The organism is Leptolyngbya sp. FACHB-541 (genome assembly GCF_014695875.1).
Taxonomy (GTDB): domain Bacteria; phylum Cyanobacteriota; class Cyanobacteriia; order Elainellales; family Elainellaceae; genus JAAUTN01.
This window is the reverse complement of the sequence record NZ_JACJPC010000110.1, coordinates 102912-122065: the sequence shown is the minus strand read 5'-3', so window position 1 is coordinate 122065 and position 19154 is coordinate 102912. Positions and strand designations below refer to the sequence as shown.

General features: G+C 47.9%; 18 protein-coding genes. 5 read left to right on the top strand and 13 right to left on the bottom strand.

The window, feature by feature from the left end:
- The first annotated feature begins 33 nt into the window (after positions 1-33).
- Positions 34-621, top strand: a complete 588-nt coding sequence (locus H6G00_RS23125; RefSeq protein WP_190646225.1) for a DUF1997 domain-containing protein — start codon at positions 34-36, stop codon at positions 619-621.
- Between the two features lie 23 nt (positions 622-644).
- Here H6G00_RS23125 and H6G00_RS23120 read toward each other — a convergent pair whose 3' ends face one another.
- From H6G00_RS23120 to H6G00_RS23105, 4 genes are all read right to left on the bottom strand, one after another.
- The gene (locus H6G00_RS23120) at positions 645-1265 is read right to left on the bottom strand and encodes a ribonuclease HII (RefSeq protein WP_190798715.1); all 621 of its coding nucleotides are present in this window, start codon (positions 1263-1265) and stop codon (positions 645-647) included.
- A gap of 5 nt (positions 1266-1270) precedes the next feature.
- On the bottom strand, positions 1271-3328 hold the full coding sequence (locus tag H6G00_RS23115; RefSeq protein ID WP_190798555.1) for an Rne/Rng family ribonuclease: 2058 nt from the start codon (positions 3326-3328) through the stop codon (positions 1271-1273).
- Between the two features lie 457 nt (positions 3329-3785).
- Positions 3786-6533 carry a TIGR03960 family B12-binding radical SAM protein gene (locus tag H6G00_RS23110; protein ID WP_190798554.1) on the bottom strand — a complete coding sequence of 916 codons (2748 nt, stop codon included), beginning with the start codon at positions 6531-6533 and terminating at the stop codon, positions 3786-3788.
- Positions 6534-6820: 287 nt separating this feature from the next.
- A complete protein-coding gene (locus tag H6G00_RS23105) occupies positions 6821-7156 on the bottom strand; it encodes an STAS domain-containing protein (protein ID WP_190681462.1) in 336 nt (111 codons plus the stop codon).
- 885 nt (positions 7157-8041) lie between these two features.
- Here H6G00_RS23105 and H6G00_RS23100 point away from each other — a divergent pair.
- Positions 8042-8236: a hypothetical protein gene (locus H6G00_RS23100; protein ID WP_190646229.1), complete on the top strand. Its 195-nt coding sequence runs from the start codon at positions 8042-8044 to the stop codon at positions 8234-8236.
- A gap of 146 nt (positions 8237-8382) precedes the next feature.
- Here the strand turns inward: H6G00_RS23100 and H6G00_RS23095 are convergent, their stop codons facing one another.
- A complete protein-coding gene (locus H6G00_RS23095; protein ID WP_190798553.1) occupies positions 8383-8790 on the bottom strand; it encodes a hypothetical protein in 408 nt (135 codons plus the stop codon).
- Between the two features lie 426 nt (positions 8791-9216).
- On the opposite strand from H6G00_RS23095, the gene clpS reads away from it, so the two are divergent.
- The 3 genes from clpS (at position 9217) to H6G00_RS23080 (ending at position 11087) form a co-directional block, all read left to right on the top strand.
- On the top strand, positions 9217-9498 hold the full coding sequence (clpS, locus tag H6G00_RS23090; RefSeq protein WP_190646231.1) for an ATP-dependent Clp protease adapter ClpS: 282 nt from the start codon (positions 9217-9219) through the stop codon (positions 9496-9498).
- On the top strand, positions 9498-10361 hold the full coding sequence (locus tag H6G00_RS23085) for a CPBP family glutamic-type intramembrane protease (protein WP_190798552.1): 864 nt from the start codon (positions 9498-9500) through the stop codon (positions 10359-10361). The genes clpS and H6G00_RS23085 overlap by 1 nt, the downstream gene beginning before the upstream one ends.
- A 141-nt stretch (positions 10362-10502) precedes the next feature.
- Positions 10503-11087, top strand: coding sequence for a DUF3611 family protein (locus H6G00_RS23080; protein WP_190646233.1), 585 nt, complete (start codon positions 10503-10505; stop codon positions 11085-11087).
- Between the two features lie 33 nt (positions 11088-11120).
- On the opposite strand, the gene H6G00_RS23075 is transcribed toward H6G00_RS23080, so the two are convergent.
- From H6G00_RS23075 to H6G00_RS23040, 8 genes are all read right to left on the bottom strand, one after another.
- The gene (locus tag H6G00_RS23075) at positions 11121-12569 is read right to left on the bottom strand and encodes an ATP-dependent DNA helicase RecQ (protein ID WP_190798551.1); all 1449 of its coding nucleotides are present in this window, start codon (positions 12567-12569) and stop codon (positions 11121-11123) included.
- Positions 12570-12635: 66 nt separating this feature from the next.
- Positions 12636-13190, bottom strand: coding sequence for a 5-formyltetrahydrofolate cyclo-ligase (locus H6G00_RS23070; RefSeq protein ID WP_190798550.1), 555 nt, complete (start codon positions 13188-13190; stop codon positions 12636-12638).
- A gap of 93 nt (positions 13191-13283) precedes the next feature.
- Positions 13284-13733, bottom strand: a complete 450-nt coding sequence (locus tag H6G00_RS23065) for a hypothetical protein (protein WP_190798549.1) — start codon at positions 13731-13733, stop codon at positions 13284-13286.
- Positions 13734-13877: 144 nt separating this feature from the next.
- Positions 13878-14822 (bottom strand): GDP-L-fucose synthase, encoded by a 945-nt coding sequence (locus tag H6G00_RS23060; RefSeq protein ID WP_190646237.1) that lies wholly within the window; start codon positions 14820-14822, stop codon positions 13878-13880.
- Positions 14823-14893: 71 nt separating this feature from the next.
- Positions 14894-15967: a GDP-mannose 4,6-dehydratase gene (gmd, locus tag H6G00_RS23055; RefSeq protein ID WP_190646238.1), complete on the bottom strand. Its 1074-nt coding sequence runs from the start codon at positions 15965-15967 to the stop codon at positions 14894-14896.
- 344 nt (positions 15968-16311) lie between these two features.
- Positions 16312-17151, bottom strand: coding sequence for a metal ABC transporter permease (locus H6G00_RS23050; RefSeq protein WP_190798548.1), 840 nt, complete (start codon positions 17149-17151; stop codon positions 16312-16314).
- Positions 17152-17225: 74 nt separating this feature from the next.
- A complete protein-coding gene (locus tag H6G00_RS23045; protein ID WP_190798547.1) occupies positions 17226-18068 on the bottom strand; it encodes a metal ABC transporter ATP-binding protein in 843 nt (280 codons plus the stop codon).
- A 19-nt stretch (positions 18069-18087) separates the two neighbouring features.
- Positions 18088-19146: a zinc ABC transporter substrate-binding protein gene (locus H6G00_RS23040; RefSeq protein ID WP_190798546.1), complete on the bottom strand. Its 1059-nt coding sequence runs from the start codon at positions 19144-19146 to the stop codon at positions 18088-18090.
- Between the last annotated feature and the right edge of the window lie 8 nt (positions 19147-19154).

Here is a 19154-nt window from a genome sequence, read left to right as displayed (position 1 = left end):
TAGGGAAGCATTCAACCATTCTTTAATCCTTCTATGCCTATCCGATTTAACGCCTTCCAATCCGTTGAGATTGCTGTAGCAGATCAGCCTATCCCAATTCAGCATTACTTGCGTCAACCTCAGCGCTTGGTCAAGGCACTGGTTGATCCAAGTCGGACTGAGCAGTTGAGTTCAGAAGTCTTTCGGCTCAAGATGCGTCCTTTGAACTTTATGATGCTCAAGGTTCAACCTATAGTAGATATGAGAATCTGGGCAGAACCAGACGGCACGATTCGGGTTGAATCCCTTGCTTGTGAGATTCGAGGAGTGGAATATATTAACCAGCGATTTAACCTTAACCTCGTTGGACAGTTAACTCCACAACTAAAGCGCGATACAACTTATCTCGTCGGGAGAGCAGATTTGGAGGTACTAGTTGAGTTACCGCCGCCTCTGTTATTTACGCCAAAACCTTTGTTAGAGGCAACAGGCAATGGCTTGCTGCGAAGTGTCCTGCTCACCGTTAAGCAACGTTTAATACATCAACTCTTGTCTGACTATCGGACTTGGGCTGTTAATCAGAGGGAGCAGGTTGCTCAGTCCGGGCGATCTCTTCTATCTCCTAATACACCAATTGCTTAACTGCTCAGCACGTTTCAACATAATTATTGCAACTTACAGGGGCTAAAAGACAAGCGATGTTGTCGAGAAGCCCCTAATTGCTTTAATCCTAGCTTGTGTTTGACAGTTCCATATCCTTTATTGGCTGCTAGGTCATACCCTGGATACTTAGCTGCTAGTCTAACGATTAGTGCATCCCGCCAAACTTTTGCAATGATGCTGGCAGCGGCGATCGCTGCAAATTGCTGATCGCCTTTTACGCAGGTTTGATGAGGCATTGGCAACCCTTGAACTTTTTGATTGCCATCTATCAAACAAAAATCGGGCTGGGGAGTTAGCCGAAGGATAGCGCGACGCATAGACAGTAGAGATGCTTGCAGAATGTTGAGTCGATCAATTTCTTGAACTGAAGCGATACCAATTCGGCAATCTACTGCTAGAAACCGGATCTGTTTAGCAAGCAGTTCTCTGTGTAAAGGAGTAAGCTGCTTGCTATCCGCTAAGCCTGCACTAAGTAAACCTGCTATAGCCCGACCCGGTAAAATCACTGCCGCGGAAACCACTGGTCCAAATAAAGCTCCTCGACCTACTTCATCAACTCCAGCAATCAGTCGAAACTGGCTTAAGTTGTCAGGTAGGTTTGAAAAACACAATTGTGATTGGATCACAACTAGCTATCACCCACTGCATTCATAGTATTTTCTGACTCGACAGCAGAAGAACGACGGCGACGGCGACGAGACGACCCATTACCGTCAGGCGAATCTGCACTTCCATCAGAAACTGCTAAATCGGGTGCTGGCACAGATACAGGTATTGAAACTGAATCTTCGCCATTTTCGTCGTCTAAAGGAAAGTCTGTGCTCGACGGGGAGGTTTCTTCTGCTTCAGTTTGCTCAAATCCACTAGGTGGAAATACGACTGGCACAGGTGTTCCATTACCAGTACGGGAGCTTTCTCCAGGCAATGTAACTGTGACAACAGCAGACTTTGGATCTTTTACTCCCTCAGTTGCTAAAACCAAAGGTGAAACACCCATTAAAGCATAGACATCTTGTTCTTCAAGTGTCATTTCAACTTGAACAATTTGAGGTGGTTCAGCAATAGGTTTGTCGCGTCGATTAGAGGAGCGGCTGCGATCTGGTTTTTCACTTCGACTCTCTTTAGGAATCAACGTGGGTAGTACTGTCTCTTCCGCAGCAGGCGGCAGCTCAGGCTCAATGTCAGGTTCTGCTCGGACGGGGCTACCCACTCTCGCAACAGGTTCTCCGACTCGGATGCGGCTGCGACGACGGCGGCGATTGTTAGCTCCACCCCGCTCTTGATAGCTAGGATGGTTGGTCAAATCTAGTTCCTGCAAATCTTGAGATGGATCTGCATCAAATTCATCTTTTTGACCGTCCCAGTTCTCCCGCAGCTGCGGTGTGCGGCTCTCAGGTGCAGCATATTCGCGAGCCGCTGGTTCGACAAATTCTTGAAGCTGACGCTCTGATTCACCTGGAAGGTGTACTAAGTGCCCTAATCCGCCGCAGGTTGGGCAGGTTCTTCCAAACAGCTCATAAATGTTCTGGCCTTGGCGTTTGCGGGTTAGCTCAACCAAACCTAGTTCCGAGAGTTGAGCAATTTGAGGTCTAGCTTTGTCGGCTCTTATGGCTTTGTTAAACTGCTCTAAAACTTGCAGTTGATCGCGACGGGAATCCATATCGATAAAATCGACGATAATGACTCCGGCAATATTGCGAAGTCGCAGTTGTCGGGCAATTTCAACAGCCGCTTCAGAGTTTGTCCAAAGAACCGTTTCACGCGCGGTTGCCGACCGGGTAAAAGAACCAGAGTTGACATCAATAACGGTTAGCGCTTCTGTCCGTTCAATAATGATGTAGCCGCCAGAGGGCAAATCGACTCTGGGTTTAAGTGCTTCTCGAATTGCTGCATTGACGCGGAAATACTCCAGGATGGAGGTGCGATCGCGATGATGGTCTACCAGTACACCCTGAGGTGACCGACCACCGCTCCAACTGACTAAATGCTGTTTTACCCGCTTCATTCCGGTGTGAGAATCTACCACAATCCGGTTAACGTCGGCACTGTATACGTCTCGTAGAACCCGTTGAATAAAATCGTCATCGCGATTCAATAGGCTGGGAGGGCGAGTCGTCACTGCTTCTTGCTGAATGTTCTCCCACTGCTTTTGCAGGGTCTCTAAATCTTCAATAATGGCTTCTTCTGCTACACCCTCGGCTTCGGTACGGACAAGTAGCCCCATCCCTGCTGGCTTGACTAAGACTGCCAGCGCGCGCAGCCGATTACGTTCATTTTCGTTACGAATACGGCGTGATAAATTTACACCCCGACCAAACGGCATGAGTACAAGATATCGACCAGGAAGGCTAATGTTTCCAGTCAACCGAGGACCCTTGTTGCCTGTTGGCTCCTTCATTACCTGCACCAAAACCTTCTGCTGGGGTGCTAGTAGTTCGGTGATAGAGCCAGCGGCCCGCTTTAGCCTGAGCGGACCTAGATCCGTGACGTGAATGAACCCATTGCGCTCGGCGTCTCCAATGTTGACAAAGGCCGCATCAATTCCAGGTAGTACGTTCTCAACTACACCTAGATAAATATCACCAACTTGGTGACTTCCTGTGGCAACAATCAGTTCTTGAATTTGATCTTCTGAAAAAACAGCAGCAATCCGGTGCTGTTCGGCAATAATAATTTGCTTCGACATTCAACTTCCTCGAATATTTACAGCAAAGCAAAAGGCACTAGCCTCATCAGCACCGCTTGCTTTCCTGGTAATAAGACAACGTGTGGAAAAAATCACAATCATGACATGGAGGCAAACGAAGCTGCTCCTTATCCTTAAACAAAACCATTGAGAAATTCAGCAACCCCAGAATGGCTGAATCTCTCCAACGAACCTCGAACCTACAGCCAACTAATCAAACATCCTGGAAAGATACCTTCCGCTGGGAGTTAGGCATCTGCAATTGACCAGGGGTGAACGGAAAGCCTTGCAGAAGCAGACTGCGCCCGACTTGTGTTGCCGATTAAACCACTGGCAACCCTGAAGGCTCTCAATCCACGACAGCTTCTTTGAATTGAATTATAGCGTGGAGCAGCGATAACGCCACTAGAAGTGAGCAATTTGTGAGAAATCAGGAGCAGAATCCAATCAACAATCCTTACTCAGTGACTGCTGGGGATAGAAAAAGCTGGCTTCGGTGGGTATGCAGCAGTTGAAATGGACGCTGAGCTATTTGCTCCAGCATATAAACTACATGCTCTGGGCGCAGCAAGCTGCCGTCGTTGCGACAGCTTCCCACATATTGCAGAATAGCGTCAGATTGAGCTTGGTGATGCAGAATAGCAGGAGGCAAGTCTGAGGAAACAGTATTTTCGGCTAAGGAAAGGTCAAAGAGACGATCGCACAAGTTAACTTGCTTAGTCTTGCCCGACTTCGTTTTCTGCTCTAAGCCTATTTCATTGGCTGCTTTAATCGCTTCTACCCAAGCTTGCCACTGTGCTGTTGACAGAGGCTCTGGATCTGAAGTGCCCTCAGCCAGAGCACGAACTGCGACATAGTACTTTGCTTGCTCCAGTAACTTGGTGGCAGATGCAGTAGTGGGAGCAATCGCCTCTACCTGATAAATGGGTACATCTGCTGGCAAAGCCGCTGCCAATCTTTCCTGAAACTCGACTAAATCTACAGTTTTAGTCAGTTCAAAGTCTACTAGCTCACCCGAACTCGTTGCTCCAAGCGATAGAGCATTAGCAATCGAGATTCGAGGTGAAGGATGAAATCCTCCTGTGAAAGCGATGGGTAAAGCGGCTCGCCGCACTGCTCGGTCAAACAAGCGCACCATATCTAGATGGCTCACCAAAGCCATATCGCCCTGCTTCCCAAACCAAACTCGCAACCGCTGGACTTTTTCCTGGTTGGGCTTAAAGTGTCCCTCAAACTGAGGAATCGGCAGCGGCTGAATCACAACGTTGTGACCGAAGTCTGCCCCACACACACCACAGTGGGAGCAACCCTCAAAAGAGCAGTCTGGTACGATCGCTGCTTCTAAAGCCTTCTGTAGGTCTGCTTTGAGCCATTGTTTATCAATTCCTGTATCAATATGATCCCAGGGCAAAGGAGCATCAAATGCAGGATGAGGAGTAGGGAGTAAAGAATCAGATCTTTCTACCGAAGTAGAATGCTCGTCGGGTTGAGGGGACGGGCTGGTGGTAGACAGTTGCAGCATCCCTTCCATCAAATTCCATTCGCCGCTTTCAACTTGGCGATATTTCCAGGTTAGCCCTGACTCAGCAATCGCCTGTGTCCAGGCAGCAAAGGCACGATCAAGGCTTTCCCACCAGGCATCCATTCCGGCTCCCAGTTCCCAGGCGCGGTGAATGACGGTAGAAAGACGACGATCGCCCCGTCCAACAAAGTCTTCCATCGCGGAAAGCCGCACATCCGTAAAGTTGGCCTTCAGCCCACGAATCGTGCGAAATTCCTGGCGCAAAAGCTTCTGCTTGCGCTCAAACTCAGCCGTCGAAACCGAGTGCCACTGAAATGGAGTATGCGGTTTGGGTGTGAAGTTGGAAATCGTTACATTGAAGTTTAACTTTCGTCTACCTGGAGTACTGCATTCCTGCTGAAGCCACCGAATTGTCTCGGCAATACCCAACACGTCAACATCTGTTTCTCCAGGCAAGCCAATCATGAAGTAGAGCTTGACCTTGTCCCACCCTTGCTCATGAGCAGTTTTAACCCCTCGCAACAATTCCTCGTTAGTCAGTCCCTTGTTGATAATGTCCCGCATTCGCTGAGTGCCAGCTTCAGGGGCAAAGGTTAAGCTGCCCTGCCGCATTCCCCCCAAAATATTGGCAATGTTTTCATCAAATCGATCGACTCGCTGGCTGGGTAAAGATAGAGAAATATTCTCGTCCTTGAGCCGATTCTTGATTTCCATGCCGACTGCTGGCAAAGCCAAATAGTCAGAGCAGCTTAACGACAACAGCGAGAACTCGTTGTAGCCTGTCGTTCTCATGCCTTGCTCAATCGCTTCTACAACCTGCTCTGGCTCCACATCGCGGGCCGGGCGGGTGAGCATCCCAGGTTGGCAAAAACGACAGCCACGAGTGCAGCCACGGCGAATTTCGATCACGAGACGGTCGTGTACTGTCTCAACATAGGGAACCAACCCCATTGAATACGCGGGCATAGGGTCAGCAACCCGACGTAAGATGCGGTCCGGCACATCTGGTCGAATAGATTGAACAGAGCCATCTGCACCCATCTTGTAAAACTGCGGTACATAGACTCCAGGCACCTGTGCTAGATCTAGCAGCAGTTCTTCTCGACTCAGTACGGCAGACTTGCCCTCTTCCAACACCAAACCGATTTCGGGCAGCAGCTCTTCTCCGTCTCCCAGCGCGATGAAGTCGAAAAAGTCGGCATAAGGTTCTGGATTAGAGGTGGCAGTTTGCCCCCCCGCGAAAATGAGCGGGTAATTCTGCCCTGCTAGTTCGTGCTTCCGTTCTTTCCAGGTTAAGGGGATGCCAGCAAGATTTAACATCTCCAGGATGTTGGTAGCCCCTAGTTCATAGCTAAGGCTAAATCCCAAAATGTCAAACTCGGTCAGCGATCGCCTCGACTCCACTGCAAATAGTGGAATCTTGTTTTCTCGTAATTTGGCAGACAGATCCGGCGCAGGTAGATAGGCGCGATCGCACAATTGCCTGGGCTGAGCATTCAGGATGCTGTAGAGAATGACATGTCCCAGGTTTGAGGCCCCAACCTCATAAACCTCAGGGTAAGTCAAAACCCAACGCACCGTTGATGCATTCCAATCCTTATGAACTGCCCCTAACTCATTACCCAGATAGCGAGCAGGTCGAGCAATTTCTGGGGTCAACAACCTTTCAACCGCAACCGTCACAGTAGATTCAATTCCAGCATTAGGATTAAGCTTTACTCATTCACTATACTGGACGCGCACACAATCAGGCAGTCCACTGCCCTTCTATGAAGACTACTGCTTGAAACCTTCATAGGGTCTACTAGTCAACAATAGTGAACCCCTCAGTCGTGAGAGACCCTATCAATTAGGGGATTAGGTAAGGTAGACAAAATAAACTCAGCGCCAGATCAGTAAGGGGTTGAACACAATCTGGCGCACAAATTGACTAAAGAGAACAGTCACAAGGTTCGGTGGAAAAGTAAAACTTAAGCCGCAACGATTTCAAAAGCAGAGCGGCTGTCAAAAATCTCGAACACCCGATCTAGTTGAGTCAGCTCAAAAATGATGCGAATCGAGGGAGATACGCAACATAGTCCAAATCGCTGATCCAATCGCTGAGATAGGGTCAAGGCGGAAACCAACGCCATCAAGCCTGCGCTGTCGAGAGATTCGACCTGGCTCATGTCTACCAAAACGGCAGAAGAGTCCCGCGAAGAAACGGCTGACATTAACTGCTGCTGTAATCCCGCTGCATTGGATGCATTGAGATGACCGCAAGGTTGAACAACTGTCATTGGAGATTGGGCAAGAACACTTCGCATCGTTCGATCCTGTTAAAACAACCAACTGGAGAACTGCTTTCAGATGCTCCGAAGATAACTTTAAGATTCGGGTCTAGACCACAAAATCTAATTCATTTCACTAAAACTTTATGAGTTAACTTCAGTACTTGAAGTTTTCAGCAAGTCATTCTGCAAGAAAGTGTTCAAAGTTACGAATTATTCCTTCAATCAAGCGATTTACTGCTAGTGGGTGAAGCGGAGTCTTCAATCAAGAGTTGGGGGTGGTTAAGTTATAGCTTTTGGTGAATTAATTAAGTCTTTTCTGTAGAGTCGTTTTGATTAATACAAAGCTCCAAAAAGTTTGCGTCTAAAGATAGATGCCTATAAGTTTGTACTTTGAAATCAGAGACATATTCAGCAATAGCTCATAGAAATGCTGCAAGTCGCGGGTTCGTAGATCACTAAGACCAAGTAGATAAATTGTTCGTTGTTCTAGGGCTGTTAATGCCGCTCCTTAGGATTTCCTTTCATGACAAGCTGAAAGCTTTATGGAGGAAGGCAGGTTTTGAGGTATTCAGCTCTGTGAAGCTATTGTGTTGTGTAGGACTATTCGTCAGCGACAGGAGGGTTGCTAAGAAGAGATGCATTGGCTCCCATATGTCGGGCGAGGTGGTTGAAGCAGGGGTTGGATTTTAGGTAGGGCAATGTTTTCCCTATATTCTGCCACTAGAGAAACTATGGTAAATTTAACTTATGAAGGAGTAAAGCATTAAGAGAGTAGTGACTTCAAAATCAAGTCCGTGACTGAGATCACTCTGAAGTAAGGTTGTAGATCACTTTCCTGCCCAGGTATTCAGCAGAAAATTCACCTTAGGCATGTCTTCCTTTTACATGCATCCTCCTCTCAATTTGGTGGTACCTGCTATGAAAACGACTTATGCTATTCGCAAACTTGTAGAGAAGGCACTTTATATCAGGCAACTTACTCCTGATATTGAGAACGAGATAAACTACGAACTCACTCGCTTAGGCTATATTTCTGACGTAGATTATGAAGCGTTAGAGCTATTAATGTCCGAGATGGATGCTGGTCGAGTTCGGTTGGTTCCTAGTCCATAGTTTTTATTCAGTTAGTACTTTACGTTACGGCTGAGTTCTTGTGGGTTTCTAGCTTTTGTATTACCCCTAATAGAGTTCTAATTTCGTTTAAACTAGACAAGCCTAATCGGTTTTAAGCTTGTGTTAAACCCCTGCTGAAAGTTGAATTAAAGAGTCGTTAAATGCATCTGACAAACACCATGGATAAAGCGATGTAGCTGCTGATGGGCTATGCAATCGCCTTGTGTTTGGGTCTTGGGATGAGCTAGTTGAGTCAGCAGTGGTACAACCTCTGTATCTAGAGCAGCACGGAATAGAGCTATAGGGCAGAGCAAATCAGACCCCTGTCGTAAGTCATATAAGCTAGGCTGTTCAAAAGCGGTTGGATTGTCGATATCTACACTAGAAGAGGCAATGGAGTCTCTGGTGGGAGAAACTTTCAAGATTAATGGACGAACCCACCCTCTCCTACTTTTGTTTTTAGGAGCAATTTGAATGAGTTCTGCGTATAGACAGGTGTCTCCATGCTCCAAGCAAAGAATTTGACCGGGTTGAAAATCGGTAATAGAGGTCATTAGCTCTTGCCTTCTCAGCGGGTTAGCTTGCTGTCAAGAAGTGTTTTGATAGCTAAACTTTTGTCAAATTGATTGTAGCTTTTGGTAAGGTTGCCCAGAGAGAAACTGCAATGCTTGAACTACCTGGTGGTTGAAGTACTGATGTAGGAAGGATAAAACGATTGTACGTATATAGCTCATAAAATTTCACTGGTAAGAAGAAAGGCATAAATTAAGTTGGGTAACGAAAGGTTAAGTCTGGTAAGGTTGAGATATGCATCTCATTTGAATGTAGGTTTACCTAGTTGCTATGGTGATTTGCGCTGATTTCTTTGTACTGGAGGCTTTGCTAGCTGCTTATATGGATTCATCACTAGCTCAGCAATACGACTATTCAAGCAGGGCTAGATAAACTGGTTTTAAGTAGTTTATAGAGAGGGTAGAGTCGTGTCCGTCGAGACCATTGAACAGCGTTCAACGTCCCGCAAACACGCACCCCGCTATCGGGTTTTGCTGCACAATGACGATTACAACTCGATGGAATACGTGGTGCAAGTTCTAGTCAAGACTGTGACTAGTTTGACTATTCCGCAGGCAGTTAGCATTATGATGCAGGCTCACAACAACGGGACGGGCTTGGTTATCACATGTGCCCAAGAACATGCAGAGTTCTACAGTGAAACCCTTAACGCTCATGGTTTAACTAGCACAATTGAACCAGACGACTAGTGTTTGACCAATTTAAGGCAAGGTTTAACCCTCGCTCCATAGCTCGCTATCCACTTTTACTTCGGCTGCTGACTTTTGTTTCAGTTCTGCTTTTAGCGTGGTTGCCGCTCGCAGGTCTATCTCTGTGGTTAGTGAAAGATTCAAATACGCTCAGCATCGTAGCTATGTCGCTGCTGGCACTTGGATTTTTAGCTCTAGTCAAGGTTTGGGGGAAAGTTGTTTACCGGCAGCCTCACATTTTTCGGAGCTACGGTCTGATTTTTACGCGCCGAAATGGATGGGATTTACTTGAAGGATTAGTCATTGGGCTGTCTAGCTTATGGGCTTTGTTTTTGCTTCAGGGCTGGCTGGGATGGTTGAGTTGGCAAGACTTTCCTCCACGTTTCCCGCTCATTCTGCTAGAGGGATGGCTGGTTGCGCTGGGTGTTGGTTTAGCTGAGGAACTGGCGTTTCGGGGCTGGTTGTTGGATGAGTTACAGCGAGATTACAGTCCTAAAGTCGCGCTTTGGAGTAGCAGCTTAGTCTATGCGGGTCTGCATTTTCTAAAGCCAGTTGCGGAAGTTTTGCGGACTTTGCCTCAATTTCCAGGACTGGTGTTGCTTGGTTTGGCTCTCGTTTGGGCAAAGCGATCGCACTCTGGTCGTTTAGGATCATCAATTGGTCTACACGCTGGGCTAATTTGGGGCTACTACATGGTTCAAGTTGGTGAGCTGGTGGAATATTCTAACCAAGTGCCTGAGTGGGTTACAGGAATTGACCGAAATCCATTAGTGGGTGGAATGGGACTAATGTTTTTGGGTGGAATTGCCTTCTATATGTGGAGGCGATCGCAGATATTCCCCCGTCAAACAGTCGCAAGGTAAGCTATTTCAGCAAATTCTTCTGATCTCTAGCTAGAGAACTGGCATCTCTGTTATCGTACCTTCATAGATGGATCGCCAGATTTAGGGCGAGAGCGCATTGCAGAATCAATCCCTTCGTTAACTGCGCCCTCTCATACAGATATGACAAGCAAGATAGATTCCTACTCGTTGCCCCCGGCCGTTCGACGGATTGCCACTTACTTCCGTGTTTGTGGTTGGCTTAGCTTCTGGGTGCAAGCAGTCCTGGCTTTAGTTTCTGGGGTAGCTCTTGTTTTTGCTGTTGGTAGTTTGAGCTTGAGAAGTGGGGCTGAAACGTCTGGAGGACCAGGAACCGGCTCTGGTTTATTTCTTGCCGTCTGTGGATTAGTTGCTCTTTGCATAGGCGCTTACTGGGCATTTCGCTACACTCGCCTGTCTCGGAGATTGAGATCTCCTGATTCTAGAGGTCGTCCAAAACCTGGGGATGTCATTCAGGCTCTAAGGATTGGGCTGACGATCAACCTGGTTGGTATGTTGCTGACGCTCCTAGGAGCAGAGGCGATCGTTGGTTCGTTGTTGGCAAGGACTTTTTCCCAGTCAGGTGCGATATACGAATTCGGGCGAAATCCTCAGTTTATTCAAGCAGCCGATATCTTCATCGTGCAGGCAAACACGAATACGGTGCTGGCCCATTTTGTGGGTGTAGTTGCTTCGCTATGGTTGGTGCGGTGTATGAGCCGCCAGTAGTTGATAGGCGATCGCTCTGATAATTACCTAAGTTTATGTTGGAGGACAGCGATCGCAATGTCCACAGCTTAAAATATTCGCTTCTGTGCCAAAACCGAAAGCTTGCAGCAAAAATTTCCAACGACATTCTGAGGTTGTCAAATATTGCTGCATTTGCTGTGCTGCATTTGCCTGATCGCAGGTTTGACGAGCAGGGGAGGCATGAATCCTGTAGCGAAATGGGTCTTGCCACTCTAGCTGTCCACTACTGTGGAGCATCGCCAGTGCGATCGCCCCATCTTTAAACTGGCGCGATACTTCTTTAACGTCTCCCTCGACGGGTAGCTGCTGAGCAAGCTGCTGAGCTTTTTTTTGGAGCGATCGCACTCTATCTTGAAAAAAGCGCTGCCGCTGTCGATCCTCAGGATCGAGCCATCCTGTCGGCTCACTCACCAGCGTTAGTGTCTCAGCGGGTAAGCCATCTCTTCCTGCCCGTCCAACTTCCTGCACATACTCAGATAGCAGCGCTGGTGCATGAAAGTGAACAACCCAACGTACGTCTGGTTTGTTGATTCCCATTCCAAAAGCAGACGTACAAACCACAAATCTGATTTCATCTTTTAACCAGGTAGATTCAATTGCGCGGCGCTCTTCAGGGCTAAGTCCAGCATGATAAGCAGCTGTCTTGTACCCCTTCTCCGCTAACCAATCTGCCAAACTTTCGCTATCTTGCCGAGTGCGAACGTAAACCAACCCTGCTTGTGGTGATCTAGCTTGAACGAACTTGAGTAAAGACTGACGACGTCCTTTGGGTGTCCAGGCAATTTGAACAGCTAAATGAAGGTTTGAGCGGTAAGGATTAAGTCGAAAAATTTGAGGATGTTGGAGCTGCAAAACCTGTTGGATAATTTGTTGCGCTTGAGGATCAGCCGTTGCTGTGAAAGCAGCAATGCCGATCTGGGTTCCCGCAGGCTTTGATTGCAAAAGAGCCGAGCGGACTGTCCCCAAACGGCGATAGGCGGGGCGAAATGTGTCTCCCCACTGAACCAAGCAGTGAGCTTCATCTAAAATCAATCCATTTATCTTTAGATTGGGCTGACATAAACGCTCCCATACTGCTTCACTCAGTAGTGTTTCAGGCGAAAGGTAGAGTAGCCGCAGTTTTTGCCGTTCGAGTGCACACAGGGTCTGACGGCGTTGATGGGTCGGAAGTTCGCTATGCAGTAGAGCCGCTGACAGCTGACGCTGCTGTAGGTCTTGCACCTGGTTTTCCATCAGCGCGACCAAAGGCGATACTACGAGCGTGACTCCTGTTCGCATTAAAGCCGGAAGCTGAAAGCAAATTGACTTGCCGCCGCCTGTAGGCATTACGACTAGAGCGTCTTGGTGGGCTAACAGCGTATGCACAATTTCACCCTGAGGAGGGCGAAAGTCCTGATAACCCCAAACTTTTTGAAATGTGGCGCGAACACGGCTCCAAGCGGTCTGTTCTGAGAGGTGCATGACTGAGTTGCAAGTTAGTCGCAAGCTGTGTCCTCAGAATTCCCGCTTTTTTCCTCTGGGCAACCGCTATAAAAATAAACCTGCTTCTGTACAAATTCCGCGAAGGGGACGATCCCAAGGGTCAACTGGCAATTTGGGTAGGCGAGCAAACTCAAAGACGATACCAATAGTTGGTTTGTGTAGCCAGCCAGGTTGGCTCAACATGCGATCATAAAAACCGCCTCCGTAGCCTAAACGATATCCGCGTACGTCACATGCCACAGCAGGTACTAGAATCAGATCGACTTGCTCTGGCTGCAAAAGTGGCGTACTGGGGTGAGGTTCTAGAATGCCATAAGCTCCAGGCTGGGGAGGAGGGAGCCGATGATGAGGCGACCAGTAATGCCAGGATAAATTGCGATCGCTGCAACGGGGAAACCCCCATTGCTGAGATGTCGTAAACAAAGGGGTTAGGTCAGGTTCCTGACGAAAACTGAAGTAGGCCAAGATGGTTTGCGATCGCCTAAATATTTCAGAAGCTTCTAAATGACAACAAAGCCGCTCGCTCTTTTCTCTCCAAACATCAGGATGCATCGCCTGTCTGGCTTTGAGGAGCGATCGCCTTAACTCAGCCTTCTCCATGCAAATTCAACCGTACACTTAACTCCAACATTTAAACTGACAGAATTTACATCCCCATCACCTGGGAAAGAGGCTTCAAGCTCTTTGTTTGCCCTAGATAATTTTCTGATGCTGCTTAATTGCTGCTGCAACTTTATCCATCAAGTGTTGATCCCGCTTCAGATCCAGTAGAGGCGCACTTTGCCAATCATAAAACCATACTGGCTTTCGTCGTTTCTCTTCTGGTTCAGTTACATACCTCGGAAACACATGGGCGTGTAGTGCTGCTTCGCTGTTACCCAGAATTTCGTAATTAATGCGAATTGCACCCGTTACTTCAAGCAACGCATCTCCCAAAATTGTCATGTCTTGTAAAAAGCTAATGCGCTGCTCCATTGGCAAAGCATTCAGATCGGGCACAACTGGGTCGGGCAACAAAAGGGAGTAACCCCGCAAAAATTGAACATCGCCAAGCACTACCCAACCTGATGGAACCCGACAAATTACTGTTGGATTAACTCCCTGACGTGCTTCCTCGACTCGGCGATGAATAAGAGTAGACATCTTAAGCTCTAATTGCTTTGATTATCAAACTTAAGTGGAACGGCATAGCAACATTTTAGAAGTTGTTTTGATCGCTGATTTCTAAAGTAAAGCGAGAGTGTTGGTACTGCCAACGCTCTCGCTTTGAAAATTTTGACTTTGCTGTTATGCAGCGTGCTGCCGATACCAGTCAATGGTGTTTTTCAAGCCTTGCTTGAAATCAACCTGAGCAGTGAAGCCGAAAGCTTGCTTTGCTCGTTCAGTATCCAGACAGCGGCGAGGTTGTCCATTGGGTTGGTCAGTTTCCCAGACAATTTCGCCGTCAAATTCCATTAGTTCGCAAATTAGAGTAATCAAATCGCGGATGGATATTTCGTAGCCTGTGCCCAAATTGACAGGTTCAGAATCACTGTAAAGCTGGGTGCCCATGACAATGCCTCTGGCAGCATCTTCTGAGTAGAGAAACTCACGAGTCGGGCTGCCGTCACCCCAAACGGGAAGCTGTTTGTCGCCACGCTGCTGGGCCTCGTGAACTTTACGAATTAGCGCTGGAATGACGTGGGAACTGCGGGGATCAAAGTTATCTTCAGGCCCATACAGATTGACTGGAAGTAAATAAATTCCGTCAAAGTTGTACTGTTGTCGATAGGCTTGAAGCTGCACTAGCAAAGCCTTTTTAGCAATTCCGTAAGGAGCATTGGTTTCTTCTGGATAACCATTCCAGATGTCGTCTTCCTTAAACGGAACTGGGGTGAACTTAGGGTAAGCGCAGATTGTGCCAACGCAGACAAATTTTTCTACGCCTGCTTCATAGGATGCATGAATCAACTGCGTTCCCATGATCAAGTTGTCATAAAACAGTTCAGCAGGCTTTTCGCGGTTTAGACCAATGCCACCGACGTGAGCTGCCAGGTGAATTATGATGTCCTGCTGATCGACGGCTCTTTTACAGTTTTCTAGGGTGCGGAGGTCACAGTCGCGCGATCGCACAACGGTGATTTTCTCCAGGTCAGCGCCAGCCTGACCGAGTTGAGCAATCACCTGGCGACCTAGAAAACCCGCCCCGCCCGTGACCAGAATTCGCTTATGCTCAAGGTTCAAAGTTGCCATAGTTGAAATTACCTTTGTCAGGTGGGGCAAGGTGAGCTTGCCCTTCTGTAGTGAGGACAGTGAGACGAGAATTAAACGTTGCTCAGTTCTTGCCGGATCGTGGCATTTTCTAGAGCAGCATGAGATGCATTGCTATTACTGGAAGTTAGACCCAGTGCCTTCAGGTCTGCCTCTACCATTAGTTGAACCAGTTGCTCAAAGGTAACGGAAGGCTCCCAGCCCAATTTTTGCTTAGCTTTGGTTGGATCACCAATCAGCAAGTCTACTTCTGCAGGACGTAGATAGCGCTCGTCAAATTCGACGTAGTTCTGCCAATCTAAGTTGACGTAATTAAAGGCGATATCCAAGAATTCACGGATTGAGTAGGTTTCGCCTGTGGCAACAACGTAATCATCGGGTTGGTCCTGCTGAAGCATCAACCACATTGCTCGAACGTAGTCTTTGGCATAGCCCCAGTCACGCTTGGAGTCGAGGTTGCCCATATAAATCTTCTTCTGGCGACCTGCAATGATACGGGCGATTGCTCGGGTAATTTTGCGAGTAACAAAGGTTTCGCCGCGACGAGGCGACTCGTGGTTAAACAGGATGCCATTAGAAGCGAACATCCCGTAAGACTCGCGGTAGTTTACGGTTTGCCAGTGTGCGTAGACTTTGGCGCAGGCATAAGGGCTGCGGGGATAGAAAGGAGTGGTTTCCTTTTGGGGAACTTCCTGAACCTTCCCATACATTTCAGAGGAACCTGCCTGATAAAACCGCACTTCAATGCCAGTGCGATGGCGATAGTCTCTGATCGCTTCTAGTAAACGAAGCGTCCCCATGCCTACTGCATCTGCGGTGTATTCAGGGGAATCAAAACTAACTCGAACGTGGGACTGTGCGCCCAAGTTGTAAATTTCTGCCGGCTTAACCTCTTCTAGAATTCGCCGCATTGTTGCGCCGTCTGTAAGGTCACCGTAGTGAAGGAACAGCCGAGCCTGGTCGTTGTGAGGGTCTTCGTAAATGTGATCAATCCGGTCGGTGTTGAACGTAGAAGTTCGCCGGATGATGCCATGAACTTCGTAGCCCTTCTCCAACAAAAGCTCACTTAAATAAGAACCATCTTGACCTGTAATGCCGGTGATCAGTGCTCGTTTCTGTTGCGTCATCCTCAGTAATTCCTTGTGAGTTGAGTGGATGGAGGTAGCAAGGGCAGACCGCGATCGCCATCAGCTAACCACCACTAGAAATCAGCTCTAACATCTGAATTTATTTCCAGATAACACCTGGATTTATCTCCAGAGGTAGAGAAATGCTCAGATTGCTTCACTAACGTTAACCCGAAACTTTTCGCGAAACATCAAGAAACTGTATATTCTCTGCAAAGAATCTCAATGTTCCTCCTACTGATCAAACGGGTTTTGTTCGCTTTAAATACACCAGAGCATGGTGACATTTAGGCAGGGTTTAACTGCAATGCCAACCGGAGTATGCCCCTCATCACTTACTTCTTTCACTGTTTCTTTAGGATTTCCGAATTTTTTCGATTTAACTTTGAAAATCCTAGAAAAGTCAGGAAGAGCGTGAACTGTACGAGGACAATGCTGGGGCCAGAGGCAAAATCAAAAATGCCAGATACTAGCATTCCGGTGATGCTGCTCAAGACTCCCAAGATTAAGGAGAGCCACAGAAATTTTGTAAATCGCTGACTGATGAGTTTAGCGGTTGAAGCAGGAATAACCAAGAATGCATTTACAAGCAAAATGCCAACGGCTTTGATGGAAACTGCGACTGCCAGGGATAGCAGGATGACAAACAAATAACGGTGTAGCTGAACGGAAACGCCCTGAACTTTGGCGATCGCCTGATTTAAAGTCAAGAGAATCTGCTGATCCAGTGTCAGAAGCAGAAAAATACTGCTACCCAGAAGCAGCAGAGCGGTCAGAATCAGATCTGTGCCGTTAACCGCCAAAATGTCGCCAAATAGAACACCCATCAGGTTGCCCCGATAGCCTTGGATGAAACTGGTAAGAATGACTCCAATCGCCAGTGCGCCTGATAGCACAATGCTCAGTACGTTGTCGCTCCACAGGTCAGTTTGGTCAATCAGGTAAAGCACGACCAGCCCGAAGACCAGGGTGAAAGGCAGCAGCATTGAATTGAGCGGAAGCTGTAGCAGTACTCCCAATGCAATTCCAACTAGAGCGGCATGACCGACGGCATGACTGAAAAAGGATAGTTGCCGCAGGGTAACAAAGCAACCCAACAGTCCCCCCAGTAGCCCAAGCAGAATTCCTCCCGCGATCGCCCGCTGCATGAAGGGAAATTGGAGGAGTTCGATCAGGTTTTCCATAGGGGAGAGGGGATTTTAGTTTTTTGAATTGAAGTAAGCGGTGACCTCCTCACCGCTTACTTCAATTCAGGAATTTAATGATGATGCTGATAGCGGCTAAAGGAAGGTCCGTAAGCATCTAGCAGATTTTGAGGGGAGAGGGCTTCTTCGGGTTGCCCTTGACAGACGAGGCGACGGTTGAGACAGAGGACGCGATCGCAGTGGTGACTCACCATGTCTAGATCGTGGGAGACTTGCAGCACTGTCCAACCATGTTCTCGCTTGAGCTGATTGAGCAGAGTGTAAAAGTCTGCTTCTCCCTGCAAGTCTACGCCTGCCAGTGCTTCGTCAAGGACCAGGAGCCGTCGAGACATGACCAGACAATGGGCTAATAAAACTCGTTTGAGTTGCCCACCGCTAAGGTTGCCGATCGCTCGATTGCGAAGGTGATAGATATCGACTCGCTCCATTGCTTGGGCGATCGCAGGTGCTTTTCTAGGGTCAGTTTTCCAGGGTAAGGTAATTCGCCAGTGAGGAAAAACGGGCAGTTGAGCCGAATTGCTTAGTTTATGATCAACCCAGCCTAAGCCAACCAACTCACTTACAGATAGGGGAAAGCCCCGGTCAAATACAAAGTTTTGAGGGATGTAGCCAATCTGGTAACGCAAATTGCCCAGACGACTGAGCGGACATCCCAAGATTTGAACCGCGCCTTCAAATGGCAATAAGCCTAAAATGGCTTGAACCAGAGTACTTTTACCTGCACCGTTGGGTCCGACAATCGCAGTATTGGTGCCTACCGGAAGCTCAAAGGAAACGTCTTCAACGGCGGCGTAAGTTCCCTGGTAAACAGTCAAGTTTTCGACTTTGAGAACAGGTGTAATTTCCTTGGGGTGGGAGCTTGGGGCGATCGCAGCATCAGGGGGGTCAGAGTTCATCACACCAATTCATTGAAATTCATTGAAACGCAGTTTCGAGGATTTTTAGGTTTTCGCTCATTGCAGTGAAGTAGTACTGCGGGTCTAGTTCACCAGACTCTAGGGAATCTAAAGTCTGCAATTCTATACCTAAATCTTGGGAGAGACTTTGCAGTAGTCTATTATCCACTCCTGGTTCACCAAACAAGGCTTTGACATCATATTCTTTTACGACTTCAACAGTCCGCTGAATGTCTGTAGGGGAAAGGCTGTCTTCAGGAATCGCAACGATCGCTACCTGTTGTAAATTATACCGCTGCGCCAGGTAGGGGAAAGCGTCGTGAAAGCTAATGAAGGTGCGATCGCTATAGGTTCCCAAGCGCTGCTCAAACTCAGCATTTAGTGCCTGCAATTCCTCAACATAAGCGGTTGCGTTTGCCTCGTAGATTTCGGCATTGTTGGGGTCTGCTTCAACTAAACCATCTCGAATGGTTTCCACCTGTTGGATAGCCAATACGGGATCAAGCCAGACATGAGGATTTTCAGCATGAGTGTGAGTTTCCCCCGATGATTCAGCTTCGTAAGCCTGTTCATCCTCTGCATGTTCTTCGCTAGTTGTTGCAGCCTCCTCATCGTGACCGTGTTCATCTTCGTTATGCCCGTGTGCTTCCTCAACTTCTCCACCCGGAAAAACAACTGGAGATAATTCTCCAACTGGGTCGATGTTTTCGCTGGCGTTGATTACAACCAGTTCGGCATTTTGAGCGCTATTAATTGTGCTGTCCAGGAACTCTTCCATGCTCAAGCCGTTTTGTACCAGCACGTCTGCTTCGGCGATCGCTCGCACATCGTCGGGGGTGGACTGATATTCATGCACCTCTGTTCCAGGCTGGATTAAGACTTCCACATCTGCTGCATCTCCAGCTACCGCTTTTGTAAATAGATACATCGGCAAGAATGTTGCCAGAACTTGCAGTTTTTCATCTGAAGCTTCAGTAGTGACATCTGGTGATTGAGCATCAGGAGCAGAAGTACTACATCCAGCGGCAACGGGTAGTAGTAGCAGGGCAATCAGCAGCCGACGCAAAATTGGGTGCATGACGCAGA